This is a genomic window from Mycobacterium shunyiense, from assembly GCF_058270035.1.
The window spans coordinates 19,291-35,153 of sequence record NZ_JBZDPT010000005.1; the positions used below are offsets into that span (position 1 = coordinate 19,291).

The window sequence follows — 15,863 nt, forward strand, 5'->3', positions numbered from 1 at the left end:
TTGTTGACACCTCTCGGAACGTAAACGATTGAGCGAGTGTGAGTTTGAGGCCGGGACTTCACACGGCCTTGGTCACGCCCACGTAGGAGACGACATCCTGCGTGTCGGCGGTGGAGCTGGTGAAGGTCGCGTATGAGCGAATGAAGGACTGGCCGACGCAGCTGTCGATCTTGATCCGCAGGCCGGTGATCGTCACACGTGCCGCATCACCCTCATATTCGATCTTCGTCACGGGGACGACGGATGCCGTGCCCGGCTTGAGAGTGGGGCGGATCTGCGCGAAGAGACCACCTCCGACGCTCGGCACTCCCGCGGAGCTCAGCGAGGGCGTGATATTGCCGCCGAACCTCGCATCGACGACATCGGCACTGATGCCACAACCGATTTGGTATCCGGCCTCCAACGTGCCACCGGCCAGCGCGGCCTTGCCAGAGCCGGTGACCTCGCCCAGAAACGTTCCACCCACCAGGTATTCGCGCGAGGACACGGCGGTAGTCAACGGAGCCACGTCGAGCTGCGTTTCGTCCACTGCCTTGACCGAAAGCGTCCAGCCCTCGGGTGTCGGCAAGATCCCCGGCGCCGCCGACGGGACGGTGCCGTTGTCGACTTCGGGCGCAGGTGCAACATCGGGCGCCGGCGGAGCTGGAATCGGCTGGGCTCCAGCCTGGTTGGCGCCGGCAAGAGAAGCAAAAGCGCCGAGCGAACAGGCGACAGCCAGTGGTGCAAGGGTTTTCAGCATGGTGCGGCGGCGGGCCTCTCAGTAATCGAAGATTTCTTCCCGAGGGAACGTAGCAGTGCCCGTGAAGCGGTGTCACCAGCCAGCGATCAGTTGCACATAAATAGTTGGGACGCAGCGTTTCCCGTAGGTGAATGACGGGGAAACTGTGCCTGGACATTAACCGGTAGCCACAGATGGCAAGCCATCACACTGACGCAATACTTTGTCCCACAGGCGTTTTCCGCACGAGAGTTGCGAAACACTTTAGAAACTCATGCATTGACGCAGAGATGAGGGGCTCGACAGGAGCACCCATCAGAACTACGTGCCCAAGCGCCCTGGGGTGACGGAGATCCGGCTGATCGCGATGCCGATGCTCACGGCGATGTACTCGCGGGCCGTCATTGCAGCATCATCGCGGCTGACGGCGGTCACGACTTGATCGAGTTCGGGGATCCTTACGCGGTAGCCGTGCCGCGTGGGTTCGACCTCGATGGTGAAGCGGTGATCCGGTAACGGCATCGGCCGCGGCCGAAAGAACCGCATGTTCAGAGATTCCAGCAGACAGTCAATCTGGTACTGCTCCCGGCGCTTGCGTCTGATGGCTTCACGAAGGCGTGGCGTCCGACGCCGGTTGCGATCGTCGGCCGCGTGTCTGACGAGCAGTTCGCAGTCACGGGCCAACTCTTCTTCGACCTCAGCCCGCTGCGACTCCAGGAGTCCCCGGTAGTAGCGGGCCTGCCGCAGCTCCTGCTGACGGGTCAGCTGGACGACCTCGTCGCGCTCCGCGGCAGCATCGAGCCTCTCGGGCTCATCGGCAACACTCAGCGCTCGGATCGATGTGCCGGCACGCTGCTGATCGCAGGAGGGGACCGACATCGTCACTCTGACATTCTGCGGACACTAACGGTGTCCGCCGGAGACTTCATATCAACTTCATGTCATGCACGCGTGGGGATCGGCGCCTTCACAACCGTCGGGGAACGCGGATCCTGGCCAGGTCCTCGGCCGTGATCACCTCGCCGCCGAAGACCTCGGCTGCCTCGTCGTGATGATGCCGGGCATCGTCGTAGCGCTGGGAGAAATGGGTCAGCACCAGCCGCCGCACGTTGCTCGCGGCGGCGACCTGACCGGCCTGCCGCGCGGTCAGATGGCCGTAACGCGAAGCCAGCTCGGCGTCCCCGTTGAGGAACGTCGCTTCGATCACCAGGAGGTCTGCGTCCTCTGCCAAGGCGTACACGGCGTCGCACAGGCGGGTGTCCATGATGAAGGCGAAACGCTGGCCCGGCCGAGGCTCACTGACCTCGGACAGCCGCACCCGGCGGTCACCGATACGCACTTCTCCGGTCTTCTGCAGTTCGCCGACGAGTGGTCCGGCAACCCCGAAACGTGCCAGCGAGTCAGGCACCATCTTCCGGCCATCGGGCTCGACGAGCCGGTAGCCGATCGAGGGCACCGAATGGTCGAGCGTGCGCACCTCCAGATGGCCGAATGCACCATCGGCGACCGGGCCGTCGGCGCTTATCGGGTGCTGCTGCACGTCGAGTGTGTCGTGGAAAATGCTCGCGTGCCGAAGGCGGGCGAAGTACTCCTGGCCGGACGCCGGATAGTAGGCGTGCAGCGAATGCGACGCCCCGTCCAGCGACATGCGTTGCAGCACTCCCGGGACCCCGAGGCAGTGGTCGCCATGAAAGTGGGTCAGACACAGCCGGGTGACGGCACTGGCCGAAACACCTGCGAGGATCAGCTGGCGTTGTGATCCCTCTCCGGGGTCGAACAGCAAGCCCTCGCCGTCCCAACGCAGCAGATATCCGTTGTGATTGCGGTGACGTGTCGGCACCTGGCTGGCGGTACCGAGCACGATCAGCTCGCGGATCGACACAGGCTGCTCAGCGTTCCACGCTGGCCAGCACAGTGTTGTCGGCATCGACGATGTTCAGCTTTCGCAGCTTCGGCATCGGAATCGACGTCGCCCCTTGTACGACGCCCGCCCCGGTAGGCATGGCGGCCCAGGTGGCGGCCGGCTGCATCTGTCCGCTGTCGTCCATCGTCCGCAGTGTGAATACGCCATCAGGCGGCAACTGTTTCAGGTCGAGCACGATGGCGGTCCCCCACGGCTTCGGCGTCAACGTCACTGACCCGGAGGCGCCGGCCGCAGCGACCGAATGCATCGCAAAGGTGCCCGTACCCGGCGGGGCCGTATCGCCGCGCGGGATGACCAGCACCAGTGCGACGGCGGCCAGTATCGCGGCGCACGCAGCCAGCGTCACCCGGTGGCGGACACGGCGGGTCGCTGCGGCACGGCGGTCGGCGAGCATGTCGCGCAGTGCCAGTTCCGACTCCCCATCGTCGGTGGGCTGGGTATCCAGATCCGCCCGGTCGACCTTGCTCAGGAGAGCCGGCAGGGGCGCGAAATCTGCAGCTTGGGCGCGGCACTGTGCGCATTCTTTGAGGTGCGCCTCGAACCGCCCGCGTTCCTCGGCATCGAGACCCCCGAGGATATAGGCGCCGAGAAGAACATGAGGTTCGTCGATCACAGCAGCCCCATCTCGTCGAACACCGCTCGCAATGCGCGCACTGCGTAGTAACTGCGTGACTTCACGGTACCCACAGCAACATTGAGCCTATCCGCTGCTTCAGCAACAGTGAGGTCGTCGAAGTACAGCGCTTTGACCACCTCACGATGTTCGGGGGACAACCGTTGCAACGATTCACCGATGACGATCCGCTCCAAGGATTTGTTGACGACATCGGCACTGGGCAGTCCAATATCGGTGTCCACAAGCACCTCACCTCGCCGTGACCGTCGCCGCCATTGATCGACGATGACGTTCCGGGCCACTGTGAACAGGAATGATCTGGGATTGCCGTCGTCAGCGTCGATCTGGTCGATGTTCTTCCAGGCCCGCGCGAACGTCTCCTGCACGACGTCCTCACGGTGCTGTACATCGACGACATGTCCGGCGACGAATCGCCGGACCGCTTCGCCGTGCATGGTGTACAGCATGGTCAAGAGCCGGTCGTCGGCCGCACGTTCACGCTGTGCGGCCGACGATCGGCGACGTCGCGGACGGTTCACCACGTTCAGTACCGGGGTAGCCCGTCAGATTGCACAATCCCCCACTTGGAATTGGCCAGCTCCTTACCCACGCCCTCATGTTGCCCGACCGTCTTGTCCTGGATGAAGGTGTAGAGCGGGCGCGAATTCAAGGTCAACTGGCGGGTGCCATCCGGGCGTAGGTACACACCCAATACTCCATCAACACCTGCCACCTGCGCAGGCAACGGATCGGGGGCGGCGACGGCAGGCCACTTCTGTAGGCAGCGCTCGCCGCAGCCACTGGTCGCGAGAGTGTCGCCCTGGAACGCGTACACCGTCATTCCGCGCGCGTCGACGACGATCTCACCCAGGTCCGATACCTGTTTTGCGAGGATCGGTTCCGGCCCGGCCGGCTCGTCGGCGTTCGCGTGAACCGGCGCTGCGAATCCGACGACCACGCCTGCGGAAAACAGCGTTGCACCAATAGTTCTTCTCATCCGAGTGATATCCACGGGCTTACGTACGCCGATGGAGCTCAAGAGGTTCATCGCCCCCGAACGTCATTCGGCGCAGCATGCCATCGCGCAGTGTCAGCGTGTGCCAGAGCACCGCCGACACGTGTGCCGCGATCATCGCGACCAGGGCGTACGCCACGACCGAGTGAGCGTCCCGAAGCAGACCGAACAGCTCAGCAGTCACAGGGACGACCGGTGGCAGCCGAAGCGCGCCGCCCAACACAACCGGCACTCCGCTCGCAGACAGCATCGCCCATCCGAGCAGCGGTTGTACCAACAGCAAGGCGTACATGGCGAGTTCGGAGCCGACAACCGCGATGCGCTCGACCCGGCCGACGGTCGCGGGGAGAGCGGGCCCACGATCAGTGAGCCTGTTGAGCACACGGATCACGAACACCACGAACACGAGTGCGCCCAGAACCTTGTGCACGCTGCGGAGCACTGCGTAGTCCGCGAGGGAGTTGGCCAGGACAAACCCGACCACCAGTGTGCCGAACACGAGCACTGCGGCCAACCAATGCAGAACGCGGGTGCCCAGCGCATAGCGGGAGCCGGATCGGATGGCCGACGCGATCACTGCGCCGCCTCCCCGGCCTCGACCTGCGGGGCTTCGCCGGCAACGCCGGCGCGCCGACGAAACGATGCCGCGTACACCGCCGAGCGTGCGGGGAGTAGCGGGTCTTCCGAGGGTTCGATGCCGTCCGGCAGCACCATGGGATCGAAATTGACATCGCGGGCGTTGCCCGCCGACTCCGTCGCGATGGAGTCCAGCACCACGGTCCCCGTGTCGATCGTGCGCCGATCAGCCGGCCACGCGACGGTGGCGTCGCGCACATCGTCCTCCGACTCACCGATCGTCACCAATAGGCGCCACCGCAACGGCTCGGTGCGGATATCGCGAATGACGCTGTCGAACAGCCGGTTCGGATTGCTCGAAGTTTCGTCGGGTGGCCTTACCTCCCGCAGCGGGCTCAGTGACCATCGCACGGGTATGCGGTCACCGTTCGCGTTCACAAAGTAGAAGGCGTTGAGCCCCCGGAAGGTGCTGTCGGCAAAGCCCGAGGTGAGCGGTTGCTGCTTGATCACCGACATGGCGCTCGCGGTTTCAGGATGGTCGGCCAGGAAACGTGCCATGACGTTGGGATCAGGCTTGCCGGTCCCGGGCACGGGTTTGGAGGCGAGCAATCGGTCGTAGAATCCCTGTACGGAATTATCCTGGAATACCGGAATATTCAGCATCGCGGTTCGCCACTGCCCACCACCCGGATACCCCATGGCCAGGCCCAGTCCCCGCGGAGCATCGACGGTGTCGGCCACCGTGGGATTTCCTCCCGGCACCGAGAACCGTCCTACCAACGGGGTGCGGCCGACCTGGAAAACCGCAGCCTTGGTGATCTCCGACCCGGCACCGTTGCTCTCGAAAAACCCGCTTACCGCAACGCCTTTCGCATGATTCAGCCGATAACCGCGATGGACCCCGGCAACCTTGTAAAACGCGTCGACGAACGCCTGAGGGGTCAACCTGCTCCGCGATCCAAGTGGACCGCGGGCGTAGAGCACCGCACCCAGGTCGGTGGCAAGGAACCCGCCGACCACCGCGATACCGAGGACAACGCTGCGTCGAGTGACCACACCGCTACGCCGTGATGAGTGCACGACCGAATTGCGAACCATGAACGACCTACCTATACCTGTTGGGCCAGTACCCGGGGGTATACGCCGGACCGGCACCGAAGGTTCACCGCGATCGATGCGGGGTCTTCTTGCCCAGCCCAGGCCACACTGGAGCAGCGTCGTGCGCGCCCGCGGCTGGACTCGAACCAGCAACCTCCTGCTTCGTAAACAGGCGCTCTCTCCATTTGAGCTACGCGGGCATCCCGTGCCGTGCCCCTGGACGGACTCGAACCGTCAACCTTCGCCGGCGGAGGACGACGCTCTATCCGATTGAGCTACAGGGGCATGGACATGGGTGGGGTGGCGAACGGGATTCGAACCCGTAACGACCAGGATCACAACCTGGAGCTCTACCGGATTGAGCTACCGCCACAGCGGAAGTGAAGGGATTCGAACCCCCAGCCGCGGGGTCACCGCGACCACGGCTTAGCAAGCCGCTACATTACCGTTCTGCCACACTTCCCGGAATTGCCAGTGCCCCGCGCAGGACTCGAACCCGCTCCGCCGCCGTGAAAGGGCAGCAGACTACCCATATCCGAACGGGGCCTGCACAACGTAGTCCGTAGGAGAGTCGAACTCCTGCTGTCTGGTTGAGAACCAGGTGTGCTGCCATTACACCAACGGACCCTGCGCTGCCCGCTCAGGATTCGAACCTGAAACCCTCTGGGTCAAAACCAGATGCAGCTACCAATTGTGCTAGCGGGCAGAGAATGTGGTCTGCGCGGAGGGATTCGAACCCCCTGAGCCGAAGCAACTGGTTTACAGCCAGCCGTGACACACCATCGTCACCGCGCGCAGATCGCTCCCCCGGCTGGATTCGAACCAACAACCTTCGCCTTAACAGGGCGCGGCTCTACCGAATTGAGCTACGAGGGAGTAGATGGGCGGCCGGGGCGGACGACTTCCACTCATTGCGTCGTCCGCCCCGGCGGGTGAAGCATCATTGTTCAGGCCATCGCCGGCACGCGGTAGCGGTCCCGCTCACGCGGCTCGTACGGCTCCCAGAACAACCGCATCCCAGCCTCTTCGGGAGTGCGATTCCCCTTGCGTCCGTTGCACGGTGCGCACGCAGCGACGAGATTGAGCCAGGTGTTCTGGCCCCCACGCGACTCCGGCACGACGTGGTCCAGCGTGTCGCCGTGTCCCCCGCAGTAGGCGCAGGTGTAGCCGTCACGTTCCAGCACCCCGGCACGGGCTGCACGATGGCCAGGCCGGTACGGCACGTGGATGTACTCACGTAGCGCGACCGACACGGGCAACTCGATGACCGTCGACGGGCTGTGTATGTGTACGGCTGGGCTGTGGCGCTCGATCACGTAGACCGAACCCCGCAGCAGCAGCCGGATCGCCTCCTGCCAGGTCACGTGGGTCAGCACGCGGTAGTCGGCGTTGTAGACCGTCACGGCCTGCTGACGGTTCGTGTGTTGACGAAAGTCCTTCATGACCGCGTGCCTCCTCTCTGATTGTCGTCGCGGACTGATGGCACGGACGGAGGGACTCGAACCCCCAACCTGCGGCTTTGGAGACCGCTGCTCTCCTCTGTTGAGCTACATCCGTTTGTTGGTCGGAACCGCTGACGGGCCTCGAACCCGCTCTGCCAGTTTGGAAGACTGGCGTGCAAACCTGTTACACCTCAACGGCATGAAATATTGGTGCGCCGTGGGGGTTTCGATCCCCCGTCCCCAGATTAAGAGCCTGGTGCTATCCCAACTCAGCTAACGGCGCGAGTGGGTGCGGTGGGCCGCCCGGGACTCGAACCCGGAACTCATGGGTAAAAGCCACGAGTGATACACGATTTCACCAACGACCCGTTCAACGATGCTGGCCGGCGAAGCGGTACGAGACCGCGGCCCCCAAGCCAGAGCATCGATGGTGCGCTCGGCAGGAGTTGAACCTGCATGCCCGTGTAGGGCACCCGGGTCTGAGCCGGGCGCGTCTTCCAGTTCCGCCACGAGCGCGGATGCCACATTCTGTAGTTTTCAAAGATCCGACGGGACAGGATATTTCGTGTGTCACGTCGCTATGCACACGTTCATCCGTGCGCCTTGCCGCCAACAGAATGCGCTGTCGAACGTGTGATTGTCGAGAGTATTTTTCGCCAAAACTTGCTGCACACCAACATAATTGGGTGCGTCAAACTACAGAAACGTCAGGCGACGTTCCTGCCAGCGACAACGGCGAGGTTGAGAGATTTGTGAGATTGTTCTTCGGGCCCATGCTCCCGGCCGGGGCGCGCACCCAACGAGCGGGTGGAAGTTTGCAGACGTGTTGACCGGAAGCAACTGCGATGCCACAGGGCATTGCGCTCGACCGACTGCCGGGCAAGGCCTTTGGCCCCCTCGGTGCCCGCGCACGACAAACTCGCCGTGGATGCGTAGAACATCCCGGCGAGCAGCACCTTGTCGTCGCAGTACGTGGTCACGGCGTCACGGTAACACCGCATTGCGACAGGTCCCAGCGATTTTTTGAGCGGGACGGCGTTGAATTCTTCGGATCACTCAGGTGCGTTCGATGATCCGCTCGGTTGCAGTCGCAGTGGCGACAACCTCACCCATGGAGTCCTCAAGTGTTGCTTCCAGTTCGGCCCGCGCCCCACTCCGCGCCACCACCCGACCTCGGCCGATCAGTCGCCCCGTCTTCGCCGGGCCGAGAAATTGCGCATGAAGTTCGAGCGTCTCGATGAACTGTCCGGCCGGCAGCGTCGCCAGAAGCGCGGGGCCGACGGTGTCGTAGAGCATCGCAGAAACAAAGCCGCCCAACACTTCTCCGAACGGATTCGTGAAGGCCTCGATACCGGCGAAGGCGACGATGATCGAGCCTTCCTCCGGATCGGCCTCGACAAGTTCGAAGCCGAGCGTACGGGCCGCGGGTGGCATGGGCGCCCGTCCCGTCACGCCGTCCCAGAACGCACCTGTCCGTTCCATGTCGTCCCCGTTCAGCACCCTGTTGGCGATGGTGCTGCACGTTTGATGGCGACGGCGCTGCCGGTGCGCACCTTCCCGTCGACCATCACATACAGCAGGTCGTTCTTGTCGCCCCAGGCCCACATCGTCAGTTCGTCTTCGACATGCTCATCGCACCACCGCAGACCCTGGTAGTCCCGGCCGACCGGCAACTGTTGCCGAATCTCCTCGACTGCCTGGGGGTAAGGCACGGGCATTTCCCACCGCTCACCTTCTCTGGTGCCCGGCGCAGTGACCGACCCAACCGGCAGGGCCAACTCGGGGATGATGTCCGAATGCGGGGGCGGGCCCGATGGCGTCGAACTCGGTGTAGTCGGTTCTGGCGTCCAATCCCCCGGGGAAACGTTGGCGTCGCCGCTGCAACTGGCGTACCCACCGCCGTCGACGTCCTCATCGACGATCTGCCCGTTCGAGGTGAGCCGACACGTGACCTCCCCTTTCGGCCCGCTCGCGATCGCCTGAAAGCGCACGAATGCGTAGTTGCCCCGCGCCTTCACCGTGAGTTCCTGCCGCCATGGCAAGGTCACCTTCGGTCCGTCGCCTTCGTCGGCAGCGGACGTCTCCTGGTCAGGAAGGATCACGAGCACGTTCGCCGCGGCTGCGCTGCCCCCGACCTCGAAAACCAACGTATAGGTGTGTTCCCTGCCCAACAGCAGGGCCCGCCCGGCGAAGAAGCCCCCAACAGCAATCAGAACTGCGACCACCGCGACAACACCGACGATCCATGGCCACATCCGCCCGCGTTGAGGCGGTGTGGAACCGAACTGCGCTGCCCCAATGGCGTATTGCGGGTACATAGGTTGCGGCTGATGTGATGACCACCCACGCTGGGGCGGTTCATTGGCTCCCTGCATGTCATGTCCCCCGCACGTCGGTCCTCGGCGCCAGCGTCGTCCGACGGCCCCGCCGCCTTCTGGTTCAGCTACAAACTTCCAGTTCATCACCGGAATTGCCAGCTTTGTAGGCGAGGGAACGACCGCGACACCCGGGTGGTGTGACCAGCGGTCGACCGCCGTCCGCGTTCACCGCGGAGAACCTCTATCACCTCAGCGGGGAGACACAGGTGTGAAACCCTGTGGTCTGTGGGTTCGGGGTGGTTGGCGCAGATCCGGTGTGTGGCGTTCGACGTCGGCGAGACGTTGGTCGACGAAACTCGGATGTGGACTGCGCTCGCACAGCAGGTGGGGTTGACGCCGTTCACTTTGTGCGGCGTGGTCGGGGCGTTGATCGCCTCGGGCAAGGATCATCACGATCTGTGGGATGTGATCGGTGTCGATCGGCCCGCGACGGGTCTCGATCCTGGTCAGTGCGATCTGTATCCCGACGCTCTGGAGTGTGTCGCAGCGGTGCGTCGGGCCGGCTTGGCCGTCGGTGTCGCCGGTAACCAGCCGGCGGTGATCGAACAGGTGCTGGCCGGCGCCGGTCTGGAGGTTGACTTTGTTGCCTCGTCAGCGGCGTGGGGAGTGGCCAAGCCAGATCCCGCGTTTTTCGTCCATCTGATCGCCGAAGCGGGCGTTCCCGCCGAGACCATCCTGTACGTGGGCGATCGTCTCGACAATGATGTGCTGCCCGCCCACGCAGCCGGGATGCGGACGGTTTTTGTTCGGCGCGGCCCGTGGGGCTACCTCCACGCTCTCAAAGACGAAGCGGCACTTGCAGATCTGCGCGTGGACTCGTTGCAGGAGCTGACCGCATTGTTGACGTCAGGCGGTGCGGCGGTCGATCACAAACTGGCGGATAGTCGCATTAACCTCGGCAGGAAGCTCGATCGGTAGAGCATGCGAGGTGCCGGGCCACAGCTGGTACTCCCAGTCAGGCACTACCGCGTGTATCCGTTGGAGACCCTTTGACGAATCGTGAACAGTGCGGCCCGCCAAGAGAACTTGCGACGGAATACTCACGGAACGCAGGACGCGAGCACTGACGAAGAGCGGAGTCGGCGTGCCCAGGGGTGGCGCGAACGCGGCGAATCCCGCGAGAAACAGCCCGGCGAGCTGGTCGACAAAGCTGCCCGGCTCGGGACCACCCGTCACCCACGCCGCTGCGCGCTGAGCACGCGCCGACCGCGGCAATGACGTCACGATCACCAGGCTCGTCCAGAACTTTGCCGAGATTCGGGCCACCGTGCTGGCCGGGTCGATCAATGTCATCGTCGCCAACCGCTGGGGGAACCGTGCAGCTGTGTGTGTAGCGAGCCAGCCCCCGTATGAGTGCCCGACCAGATGCACATCCTGCAGGCCGAGTCCGGTGAGTACGTCGTCAATGCAGCGCGCGCAATCAGCTGGAGTGCGCATCGATTTCGACTGCATACTTGCGCCGGGCTGGCCCGGCATGTCGATCGTGTAGACGGTGAAATCGCCTGCCAAACCAGCTACTTGGCGCGCCCACATGGCGGAAGTCAGAAAATAGCCGTGCAGAAGCACGATCGGCACTCGTCCGACCGGGCCGTGCCGGTACACCCGGACAGTGCCGAACTTCGTCGCAACATCGTGCATGACATCCGCCGGCGGACTCAAAGCCCGTAGCTCCTCATACAAGTCCAGATAACGCAGCCGGGCAGATGCGCTCCTGAACCCGGCGTGAGCACTCCCCAACAACGCAGCCCCTCCCACCGACGCCGTTCCGTATGAGGAATCCAACCCCAGATCTCGCGTGTGTGACAGCCCCACACGCCGCCCCACTCGTCACACCTAGTGCCACGATGAACAGCATGGACCGCCAACTGCTCGCTTCGGATGTGTACCGCGCCTGTCGCCTCCGAGGACAGTTTCAGCTTCGATCAGGCCAGATCTCTCACGAGTACTTCGACAAGTACTCGTTCGAGACAGACCCTCGATTATTACGACGCGTGTGCGAGGCCATGGTTCCGCTCATTCCTGCCGATACCGACCTGCTCGGTGGCCTGGAACTCGGCGGCGTCCCACTGGCCACCGTTTTGAGTCAACTCACGGGCATACCAACACTATTCGTACGGAAAGCCGCCAAGACCTACGGCACCTGCAGGCTCGCCGAGGGTGCCGACACCGCCGGAAGAACGATCACTCTGATAGAGGATGTGATCACCACCGGCGGTGCCGTCCGGGATGCAGCTCAGGCCATACGCAGCGAGCACGGCAAGGTCTCGACCGTAATCTGCGCGATCAACCGAAGTGCTGATCCCACCACCGTCCTACGAGACGTCGGACTGACCGTTCGTGCTGTCTTGACCAAGGACGACCTCGACGCCGTCCGACCAAGCACAACCGATTAACTCGACGTCAACCCCGAGCCTTTGGGTTCTCAGCCCGGCCGGCCAGTCCCCTCTGGCGGGAGCGCGGCGGCGAAGAAGTCGTGGCACGCCTCGACCGCGGGCTTCAGCTCGGGAATGCTGCCGGCGCTGACGTCGCCACGCATCCTCGAAGTGTCGATGAGCGGATCGCGTGCGGTGCCCGGGTCGGGGAAGTCCGGCACACCATGGTCGCGCACGCATTGCGCGAATTCGAGCGCCGCGGCCTGCTGCGCCGGCGTGCGCTGGGCGTCGGACCAACCCGAGGGCTGGAGATTCGCACACGCACCGATCGCGTTCTGCCAGGTGGCCTTCGGCACAGAGATGCCCCCATAGCTAATTTGGCCTTGTGCGTTGGGATTTGGAAAGTCCGCGACGCCGTTGGCCCGCATGCACTCGGAGTACCTGGTCGTCTGTTGCTGACCCGCCGGGTCGGCGACAGCCTGGGAGGCGAAGGCCACACCTCCCGCGCCGATCAATGCGGCGACGGCGAGGGTGACGAAGGGGCGTCGGTTGTGTGCTGAGTTGTCGTTTGTCATGGCCGCCAGTCAAGGCCCGACGGTGTTGTCGGCGCGTATGCGATTTTCGATATGCCGACGATATGAGCGAGCTCGTAGCGTGGAGAGCATGCGTGTGTTGGTCGTCGAAGACGAGCCCTATATGGCGACGGCCATCCGCGACGGTCTGCGTCTGGAGGCGATCGCCGCCGATATCGCCGGCGACGGGGACACCGCGCTGGAGTTGTTGAGCATCAACACCTACGACATCGCCGTGCTCGACCGCGACATCCCCGGCCCCTCGGGCGACGAGGTTGCTGAACGTATCGTCGCTTCGGGCAGCGGGACGCCGATCCTGATGTTGACCGCTGCAGACCGGCTCGATGACTTGGCTTCGGGATTCGAACTCGGTGCCGACGACTATCTGACCAAGCCGTTCGAACTGCGAGAGCTCGTGCTACGGCTGCGAGCACTCGACCGCAGGCGCGCCCAGAGCAGGCCGCCGGTGTGGGAGATCGCGGGCCTGCGGCTGGATCCGTTCCGGCGCGAGGTGTACCGCGACGGCCGATATGTCGGCCTTACCAGGAAACAGTTCGCGGTGCTCGAGGTTCTCGTCGCGGCCGAAGGCGGTGTCGTCAGTGCCGAAGAGCTCCTGGAGCGGGCGTGGGATGAGAACGCCGACCCGTTCACCAATGCCGTGCGCATCACGGTGTCGGCGCTGCGCAAACGCCTCGGCGAACCCCGGATCATCGCGACCGTGCCCGGCGTCGGCTACCGCATCGAGAACGCAGCGGGCTCCGGGCAGGGGGAACGAAACGATGGATAGAACACCGGGATTGAGCCTTCGGCTCAAGCTCACCCTCAGCTACGCCGGGTTCCTGATGGTCGCCGGCGCTCTGCTGCTCACCGCCGTGTGGGTGTTCCTGCTGCGGTACGTGCCAGACCGGATGATGATCATCCCGGGCAGCACTGACATCGAATTCCCCAACGATGTCTTTCCCATCCGGTCCAGGCTCCTGCACGTTTTCGCTCCCAGAGCCGCCGTCGTGATGGCGTTTCTGCTGGTATTCGGTCTGGTCGGCGGGTGGCTGCTGGCCGGCCGAATGCTCGCACCCCTGACGCGCATCACAGCCGCCACCCGCATGGCCTCGAAAGGATCACTGTCACACCGAATTCGGCTGTCGGGGAGACGAGATGAGCTTCGCGAACTCGCCGACGCCTTCGACACCATGCTCGAGCGGCTCGAAGCACACGTCGCCGAACAGCAGAGATTCGCCGCCAACGCCTCCCACGAACTGCGCACCCCGTTGGCGATCACCCAGACCCTGCTCGATGTGGCCCGCCAGGATCCCAACACCGACACCGGTGAGCTGGTCGAACGCCTGTGCGCCGTCAACACCCGGGCGATCGACCTCACCGAAGCGCTGCTCCTACTCAGCCGTGCTGATCAACGGTCCTTCACTCAAGAACACATCGACCTGTCGCTCATCGCCGAGGAAGCCACCGAAACGCTGCTGCCCCTGGCGGAAAGACACGGCATCATCCTCGAGACGTCCGGCGACGTGGCGCCCACCACGGGCTCTGCCGCGCTCCTGCTGCAGATGGCCACCAACCTGGTGCACAACGCGATCGTGCACAATCAGCCCGCTCATGGAACCGTGTGGGTCACCACGAGGGTAGACCCGACCTCCGTGATGCTCTCTGTCGAGAACACCGGCGACAAGCTCACTGCACCAATGGTTTCCACGCTGGTCGAGCCGTTTCAACGCGGCAGTGAACGCGTGCGTACCCACCACGACGGTGTCGGGCTCGGTCTGGCGATCGTCAACAGCATCATCCATGCCCACGACGGGACACTCACCCTCGCTGCGCGCCCCGGCGGCGGGCTGCGTGTCACAGTGCGATTACCGGAATTGTTGAGAAGTAAGCACAGTTGAGGATGCGGCTCCGGTGGCGAGTTCACACGACGGCGACAGTGCGAAGTCGTCAGTCACCGCCATGAAGAAAGGCGATAACAGCCTGGACCCGCCGATGGTCATCTTTCGTCTCAAGGATCCCCAACTTGGTCATGATGCTGTGCACATGCTTCTCGATGGTGCCTTCGGCCAGATACAGTCGGCGCGCGATACCGGCGTTCGAGCGCCCTTCTGCCATCAGTCGCAGCACCTCGTGTTCCCGCCCGCTGAGGGCGACGAGCGGGTCAGCATTCTCTCGCGCTGAGACCAGTGCTTGAGCTACCGCGGGGCCGATGATGCAGGCCCCCCTGGCAATGCGCTTGAGGATGTCGACAAAGTCTTCGACGTCAGCTACCCGACTGTTGAGCAGGTAGCTGATTCCGCCGCCGCCGGACAACGCGTCGATCGCATGCTGAACCTCGACATGGGCGCACAAGACCAGCACGCCGGTCCCAGGAAACTCAGTACGGATCAACCGAGCCGCTTCGTACTCTTCCGGATGATCAGCCGGTATCGGGATGCTGATCACCACAAGTTCGGGCGACGTGGAGCGCACCAGCGGTAGTAGTTGGCCTACACCACCGGTCTTCGCCACGATGCGGAAGCCCCAATGTGCGAGAAGACACGCCAGTCCCTCACGGAACAGCACATCGTCTCCGGCCACGATCACGCGCTGCGGAGTCGCTGCCGTGGGGCTCACTGAATCGGGCTGTTCATCGTTTGGATCCGTCATCGCGCCCCTCCACTGATACCGCTCTACCGGTTGTCGTCGGCGTCAGGAAATCGATTGTCGTCGGCGTCAGGAAATACCCGTTTTGCCCTACTTTCCTCGCGACGTGGGCGTCTCGTCACCTAATGCCCCGTTGGCAGGAGTTGGAGTCGATATACCGGCTGTCCGGATTCCAATTGGGGGCCAGCACCAGTTACACCGGGGCGCACCGGGGGAACGCTGAACATAGAGACGTGAGACGAGCAATCAAGGAGCGTGGACCGTGAACAGGACGTCCAGACGGACTATGACGAAGTCAAAGTCAGTTGCCGTGGTGTCGGCGTTGGCAGGCGCCGCCGCGGCTTTGGGGCTTGCCGTGGCGCCGGGCGCCTTGTCGGCACCAGTCGCGAACTGCAGGAATAACGGCGGTTCAGTGGTATGCCAGACACCCGGTAACGCGCAGGTTTACTCAGATCCGCCAAGCACCAACCCAGGGATGGGCATCGGCGCCAACGGCCCGTATGGGC

The 15,863-nt window shown here is 63.8% G+C and carries 19 protein-coding genes and 14 tRNA genes; 4 read left to right on the forward strand and 29 right to left on the reverse strand.

All coding sequences use genetic code 11. The features are described from left to right. Positions 1-58: 58 nt before the first annotated feature. The 26 genes from AC4ELS_RS06055 to AC4ELS_RS06180 form a co-directional block, all read right to left on the reverse strand. Positions 59-739 (reverse strand): MspA family porin, encoded by a 681-nt coding sequence (locus AC4ELS_RS06055; protein ID WP_064883362.1) that lies wholly within the window; start codon positions 737-739, stop codon positions 59-61. 300 nt (positions 740-1,039) lie between these two features. Continuing rightward, a complete protein-coding gene (locus AC4ELS_RS06060; RefSeq protein WP_131811651.1) occupies positions 1,040-1,603 on the reverse strand; it encodes a hypothetical protein in 564 nt (187 codons plus the stop codon). An 82-nt stretch (positions 1,604-1,685) separates the two neighbouring features. Beyond that, positions 1,686-2,600 (reverse strand): ribonuclease Z, encoded by a 915-nt coding sequence (locus AC4ELS_RS06065; RefSeq protein WP_499046365.1) that lies wholly within the window; start codon positions 2,598-2,600, stop codon positions 1,686-1,688. A 7-nt stretch (positions 2,601-2,607) separates the two neighbouring features. After that, the gene (locus tag AC4ELS_RS06070) at positions 2,608-3,255 is read right to left on the reverse strand and encodes a zf-HC2 domain-containing protein (protein WP_064958360.1); all 648 of its coding nucleotides are present in this window, start codon (positions 3,253-3,255) and stop codon (positions 2,608-2,610) included. Continuing rightward, positions 3,252-3,797 (reverse strand): sigma-70 family RNA polymerase sigma factor, encoded by a 546-nt coding sequence (locus tag AC4ELS_RS06075; RefSeq protein WP_236735471.1) that lies wholly within the window; start codon positions 3,795-3,797, stop codon positions 3,252-3,254. The genes AC4ELS_RS06070 and AC4ELS_RS06075 overlap by 4 nt, the downstream gene beginning before the upstream one ends. Before the next feature lie 5 nt (positions 3,798-3,802). Further along, entirely contained in the window at positions 3,803-4,255 is a 453-nt protein-coding gene (locus AC4ELS_RS06080; protein ID WP_499046368.1) for a COG4315 family predicted lipoprotein, read from the reverse strand. Between the two features lie 19 nt (positions 4,256-4,274). Beyond that, complete coding sequence (locus AC4ELS_RS06085; protein ID WP_499046370.1) at positions 4,275-4,850, reverse strand: cytochrome b; 576 nt, start codon at positions 4,848-4,850, stop codon at positions 4,275-4,277. Next, on the reverse strand, positions 4,847-5,929 hold the full coding sequence (locus AC4ELS_RS06090) for a catalase family peroxidase (RefSeq protein WP_499046372.1): 1,083 nt from the start codon (positions 5,927-5,929) through the stop codon (positions 4,847-4,849). Before AC4ELS_RS06090 ends, AC4ELS_RS06085 begins: the two co-directional genes overlap by 4 nt. Positions 5,930-6,073: 144 nt before the next feature. Next, positions 6,074-6,147: transfer RNA gene (locus AC4ELS_RS06095), tRNA-Arg, on the reverse strand. Between the two features lie 11 nt (positions 6,148-6,158). Further along, a tRNA-Arg gene (locus AC4ELS_RS06100) sits at positions 6,159-6,232 on the reverse strand. A gap of 11 nt (positions 6,233-6,243) precedes the next feature. Continuing rightward, positions 6,244-6,320 (reverse strand) — tRNA-His (locus tag AC4ELS_RS06105). A gap of 2 nt (positions 6,321-6,322) precedes the next feature. Next, positions 6,323-6,410: transfer RNA gene (locus AC4ELS_RS06110), tRNA-Ser, on the reverse strand. A 12-nt stretch (positions 6,411-6,422) separates the two neighbouring features. Continuing rightward, positions 6,423-6,493, reverse strand: a tRNA-Glu gene (locus AC4ELS_RS06115). 10 nt (positions 6,494-6,503) lie between these two features. Then, a tRNA-Glu gene (locus tag AC4ELS_RS06120) sits at positions 6,504-6,574 on the reverse strand. 5 nt (positions 6,575-6,579) lie between these two features. Next, positions 6,580-6,653: transfer RNA gene (locus AC4ELS_RS06125), tRNA-Gln, on the reverse strand. Between the two features lie 7 nt (positions 6,654-6,660). Beyond that, a tRNA-Tyr gene (locus AC4ELS_RS06130) sits at positions 6,661-6,745 on the reverse strand. A gap of 4 nt (positions 6,746-6,749) precedes the next feature. Next, a tRNA-Asn gene (locus tag AC4ELS_RS06135) sits at positions 6,750-6,823 on the reverse strand. Positions 6,824-6,894: 71 nt separating this feature from the next. Beyond that, positions 6,895-7,389 (reverse strand): HNH endonuclease, encoded by a 495-nt coding sequence (locus tag AC4ELS_RS06140; RefSeq protein ID WP_499046374.1) that lies wholly within the window; start codon positions 7,387-7,389, stop codon positions 6,895-6,897. 38 nt (positions 7,390-7,427) lie between these two features. Next, positions 7,428-7,504, reverse strand: a tRNA-Trp gene (locus AC4ELS_RS06145). A gap of 11 nt (positions 7,505-7,515) precedes the next feature. Further along, positions 7,516-7,588 (reverse strand) — tRNA-Gly (locus AC4ELS_RS06150). Positions 7,589-7,597: 9 nt separating this feature from the next. Further along, a tRNA-Lys gene (locus tag AC4ELS_RS06155) sits at positions 7,598-7,672 on the reverse strand. 12 nt (positions 7,673-7,684) lie between these two features. Then, positions 7,685-7,757, reverse strand: a tRNA-Lys gene (locus AC4ELS_RS06160). Positions 7,758-7,817: 60 nt separating this feature from the next. Then, positions 7,818-7,905: transfer RNA gene (locus AC4ELS_RS06165), tRNA-Leu, on the reverse strand. Positions 7,906-8,096: 191 nt separating this feature from the next. Further along, positions 8,097-8,369: a hypothetical protein gene (locus tag AC4ELS_RS06170; protein ID WP_499046376.1), complete on the reverse strand. Its 273-nt coding sequence runs from the start codon at positions 8,367-8,369 to the stop codon at positions 8,097-8,099. A gap of 76 nt (positions 8,370-8,445) precedes the next feature. Beyond that, positions 8,446-8,871 carry a PaaI family thioesterase gene (locus tag AC4ELS_RS06175; protein ID WP_499046378.1) on the reverse strand — a complete coding sequence of 142 codons (426 nt, stop codon included), beginning with the start codon at positions 8,869-8,871 and terminating at the stop codon, positions 8,446-8,448. 11 nt (positions 8,872-8,882) lie between these two features. Next, a complete protein-coding gene (locus tag AC4ELS_RS06180; RefSeq protein ID WP_499046381.1) occupies positions 8,883-9,614 on the reverse strand; it encodes a hypothetical protein in 732 nt (243 codons plus the stop codon). A gap of 507 nt (positions 9,615-10,121) precedes the next feature. On the opposite strand from AC4ELS_RS06180, the gene AC4ELS_RS06185 reads away from it, so the two are divergent. Further along, positions 10,122-10,685, forward strand: coding sequence for an HAD family hydrolase (locus AC4ELS_RS06185; protein WP_499046384.1), 564 nt, complete (start codon positions 10,122-10,124; stop codon positions 10,683-10,685). On the opposite strand, the gene AC4ELS_RS06190 is transcribed toward AC4ELS_RS06185, so the two are convergent. After that, positions 10,614-11,333: an alpha/beta fold hydrolase gene (locus AC4ELS_RS06190; protein ID WP_499046387.1), complete on the reverse strand. Its 720-nt coding sequence runs from the start codon at positions 11,331-11,333 to the stop codon at positions 10,614-10,616. The two genes, AC4ELS_RS06185 and AC4ELS_RS06190, sit on opposite strands and share 72 nt — an antisense overlap. A 287-nt stretch (positions 11,334-11,620) precedes the next feature. Here AC4ELS_RS06190 and pyrE point away from each other — a divergent pair, with 287 nt between their 5' ends. Continuing rightward, a complete protein-coding gene (gene pyrE, locus AC4ELS_RS06195) occupies positions 11,621-12,160 on the forward strand; it encodes an orotate phosphoribosyltransferase (protein ID WP_499046389.1) in 540 nt (179 codons plus the stop codon). A gap of 29 nt (positions 12,161-12,189) precedes the next feature. Here the strand turns inward: pyrE and AC4ELS_RS06200 are convergent, their stop codons facing one another. Then, positions 12,190-12,714 carry a hypothetical protein gene (locus AC4ELS_RS06200; protein ID WP_499046391.1) on the reverse strand — a complete coding sequence of 175 codons (525 nt, stop codon included), beginning with the start codon at positions 12,712-12,714 and terminating at the stop codon, positions 12,190-12,192. An 88-nt stretch (positions 12,715-12,802) separates the two neighbouring features. Here AC4ELS_RS06200 and AC4ELS_RS06205 point away from each other — a divergent pair, with 88 nt between their 5' ends. Both AC4ELS_RS06205 and AC4ELS_RS06210 read left to right on the forward strand, forming a co-directional pair. Continuing rightward, entirely contained in the window at positions 12,803-13,498 is a 696-nt protein-coding gene (locus AC4ELS_RS06205; protein ID WP_064883431.1) for a response regulator transcription factor, read from the forward strand. Next, complete coding sequence (locus AC4ELS_RS06210) at positions 13,491-14,609, forward strand: sensor histidine kinase (RefSeq protein WP_499046394.1); 1,119 nt, start codon at positions 13,491-13,493, stop codon at positions 14,607-14,609. The genes AC4ELS_RS06205 and AC4ELS_RS06210 overlap by 8 nt, the downstream gene beginning before the upstream one ends. Positions 14,610-14,658: 49 nt before the next feature. Here AC4ELS_RS06210 and AC4ELS_RS06215 read toward each other — a convergent pair whose 3' ends face one another. After that, positions 14,659-15,360 carry a response regulator transcription factor gene (locus AC4ELS_RS06215; protein ID WP_499046397.1) on the reverse strand — a complete coding sequence of 234 codons (702 nt, stop codon included), beginning with the start codon at positions 15,358-15,360 and terminating at the stop codon, positions 14,659-14,661. Positions 15,361-15,863 lie beyond the last annotated feature (503 nt).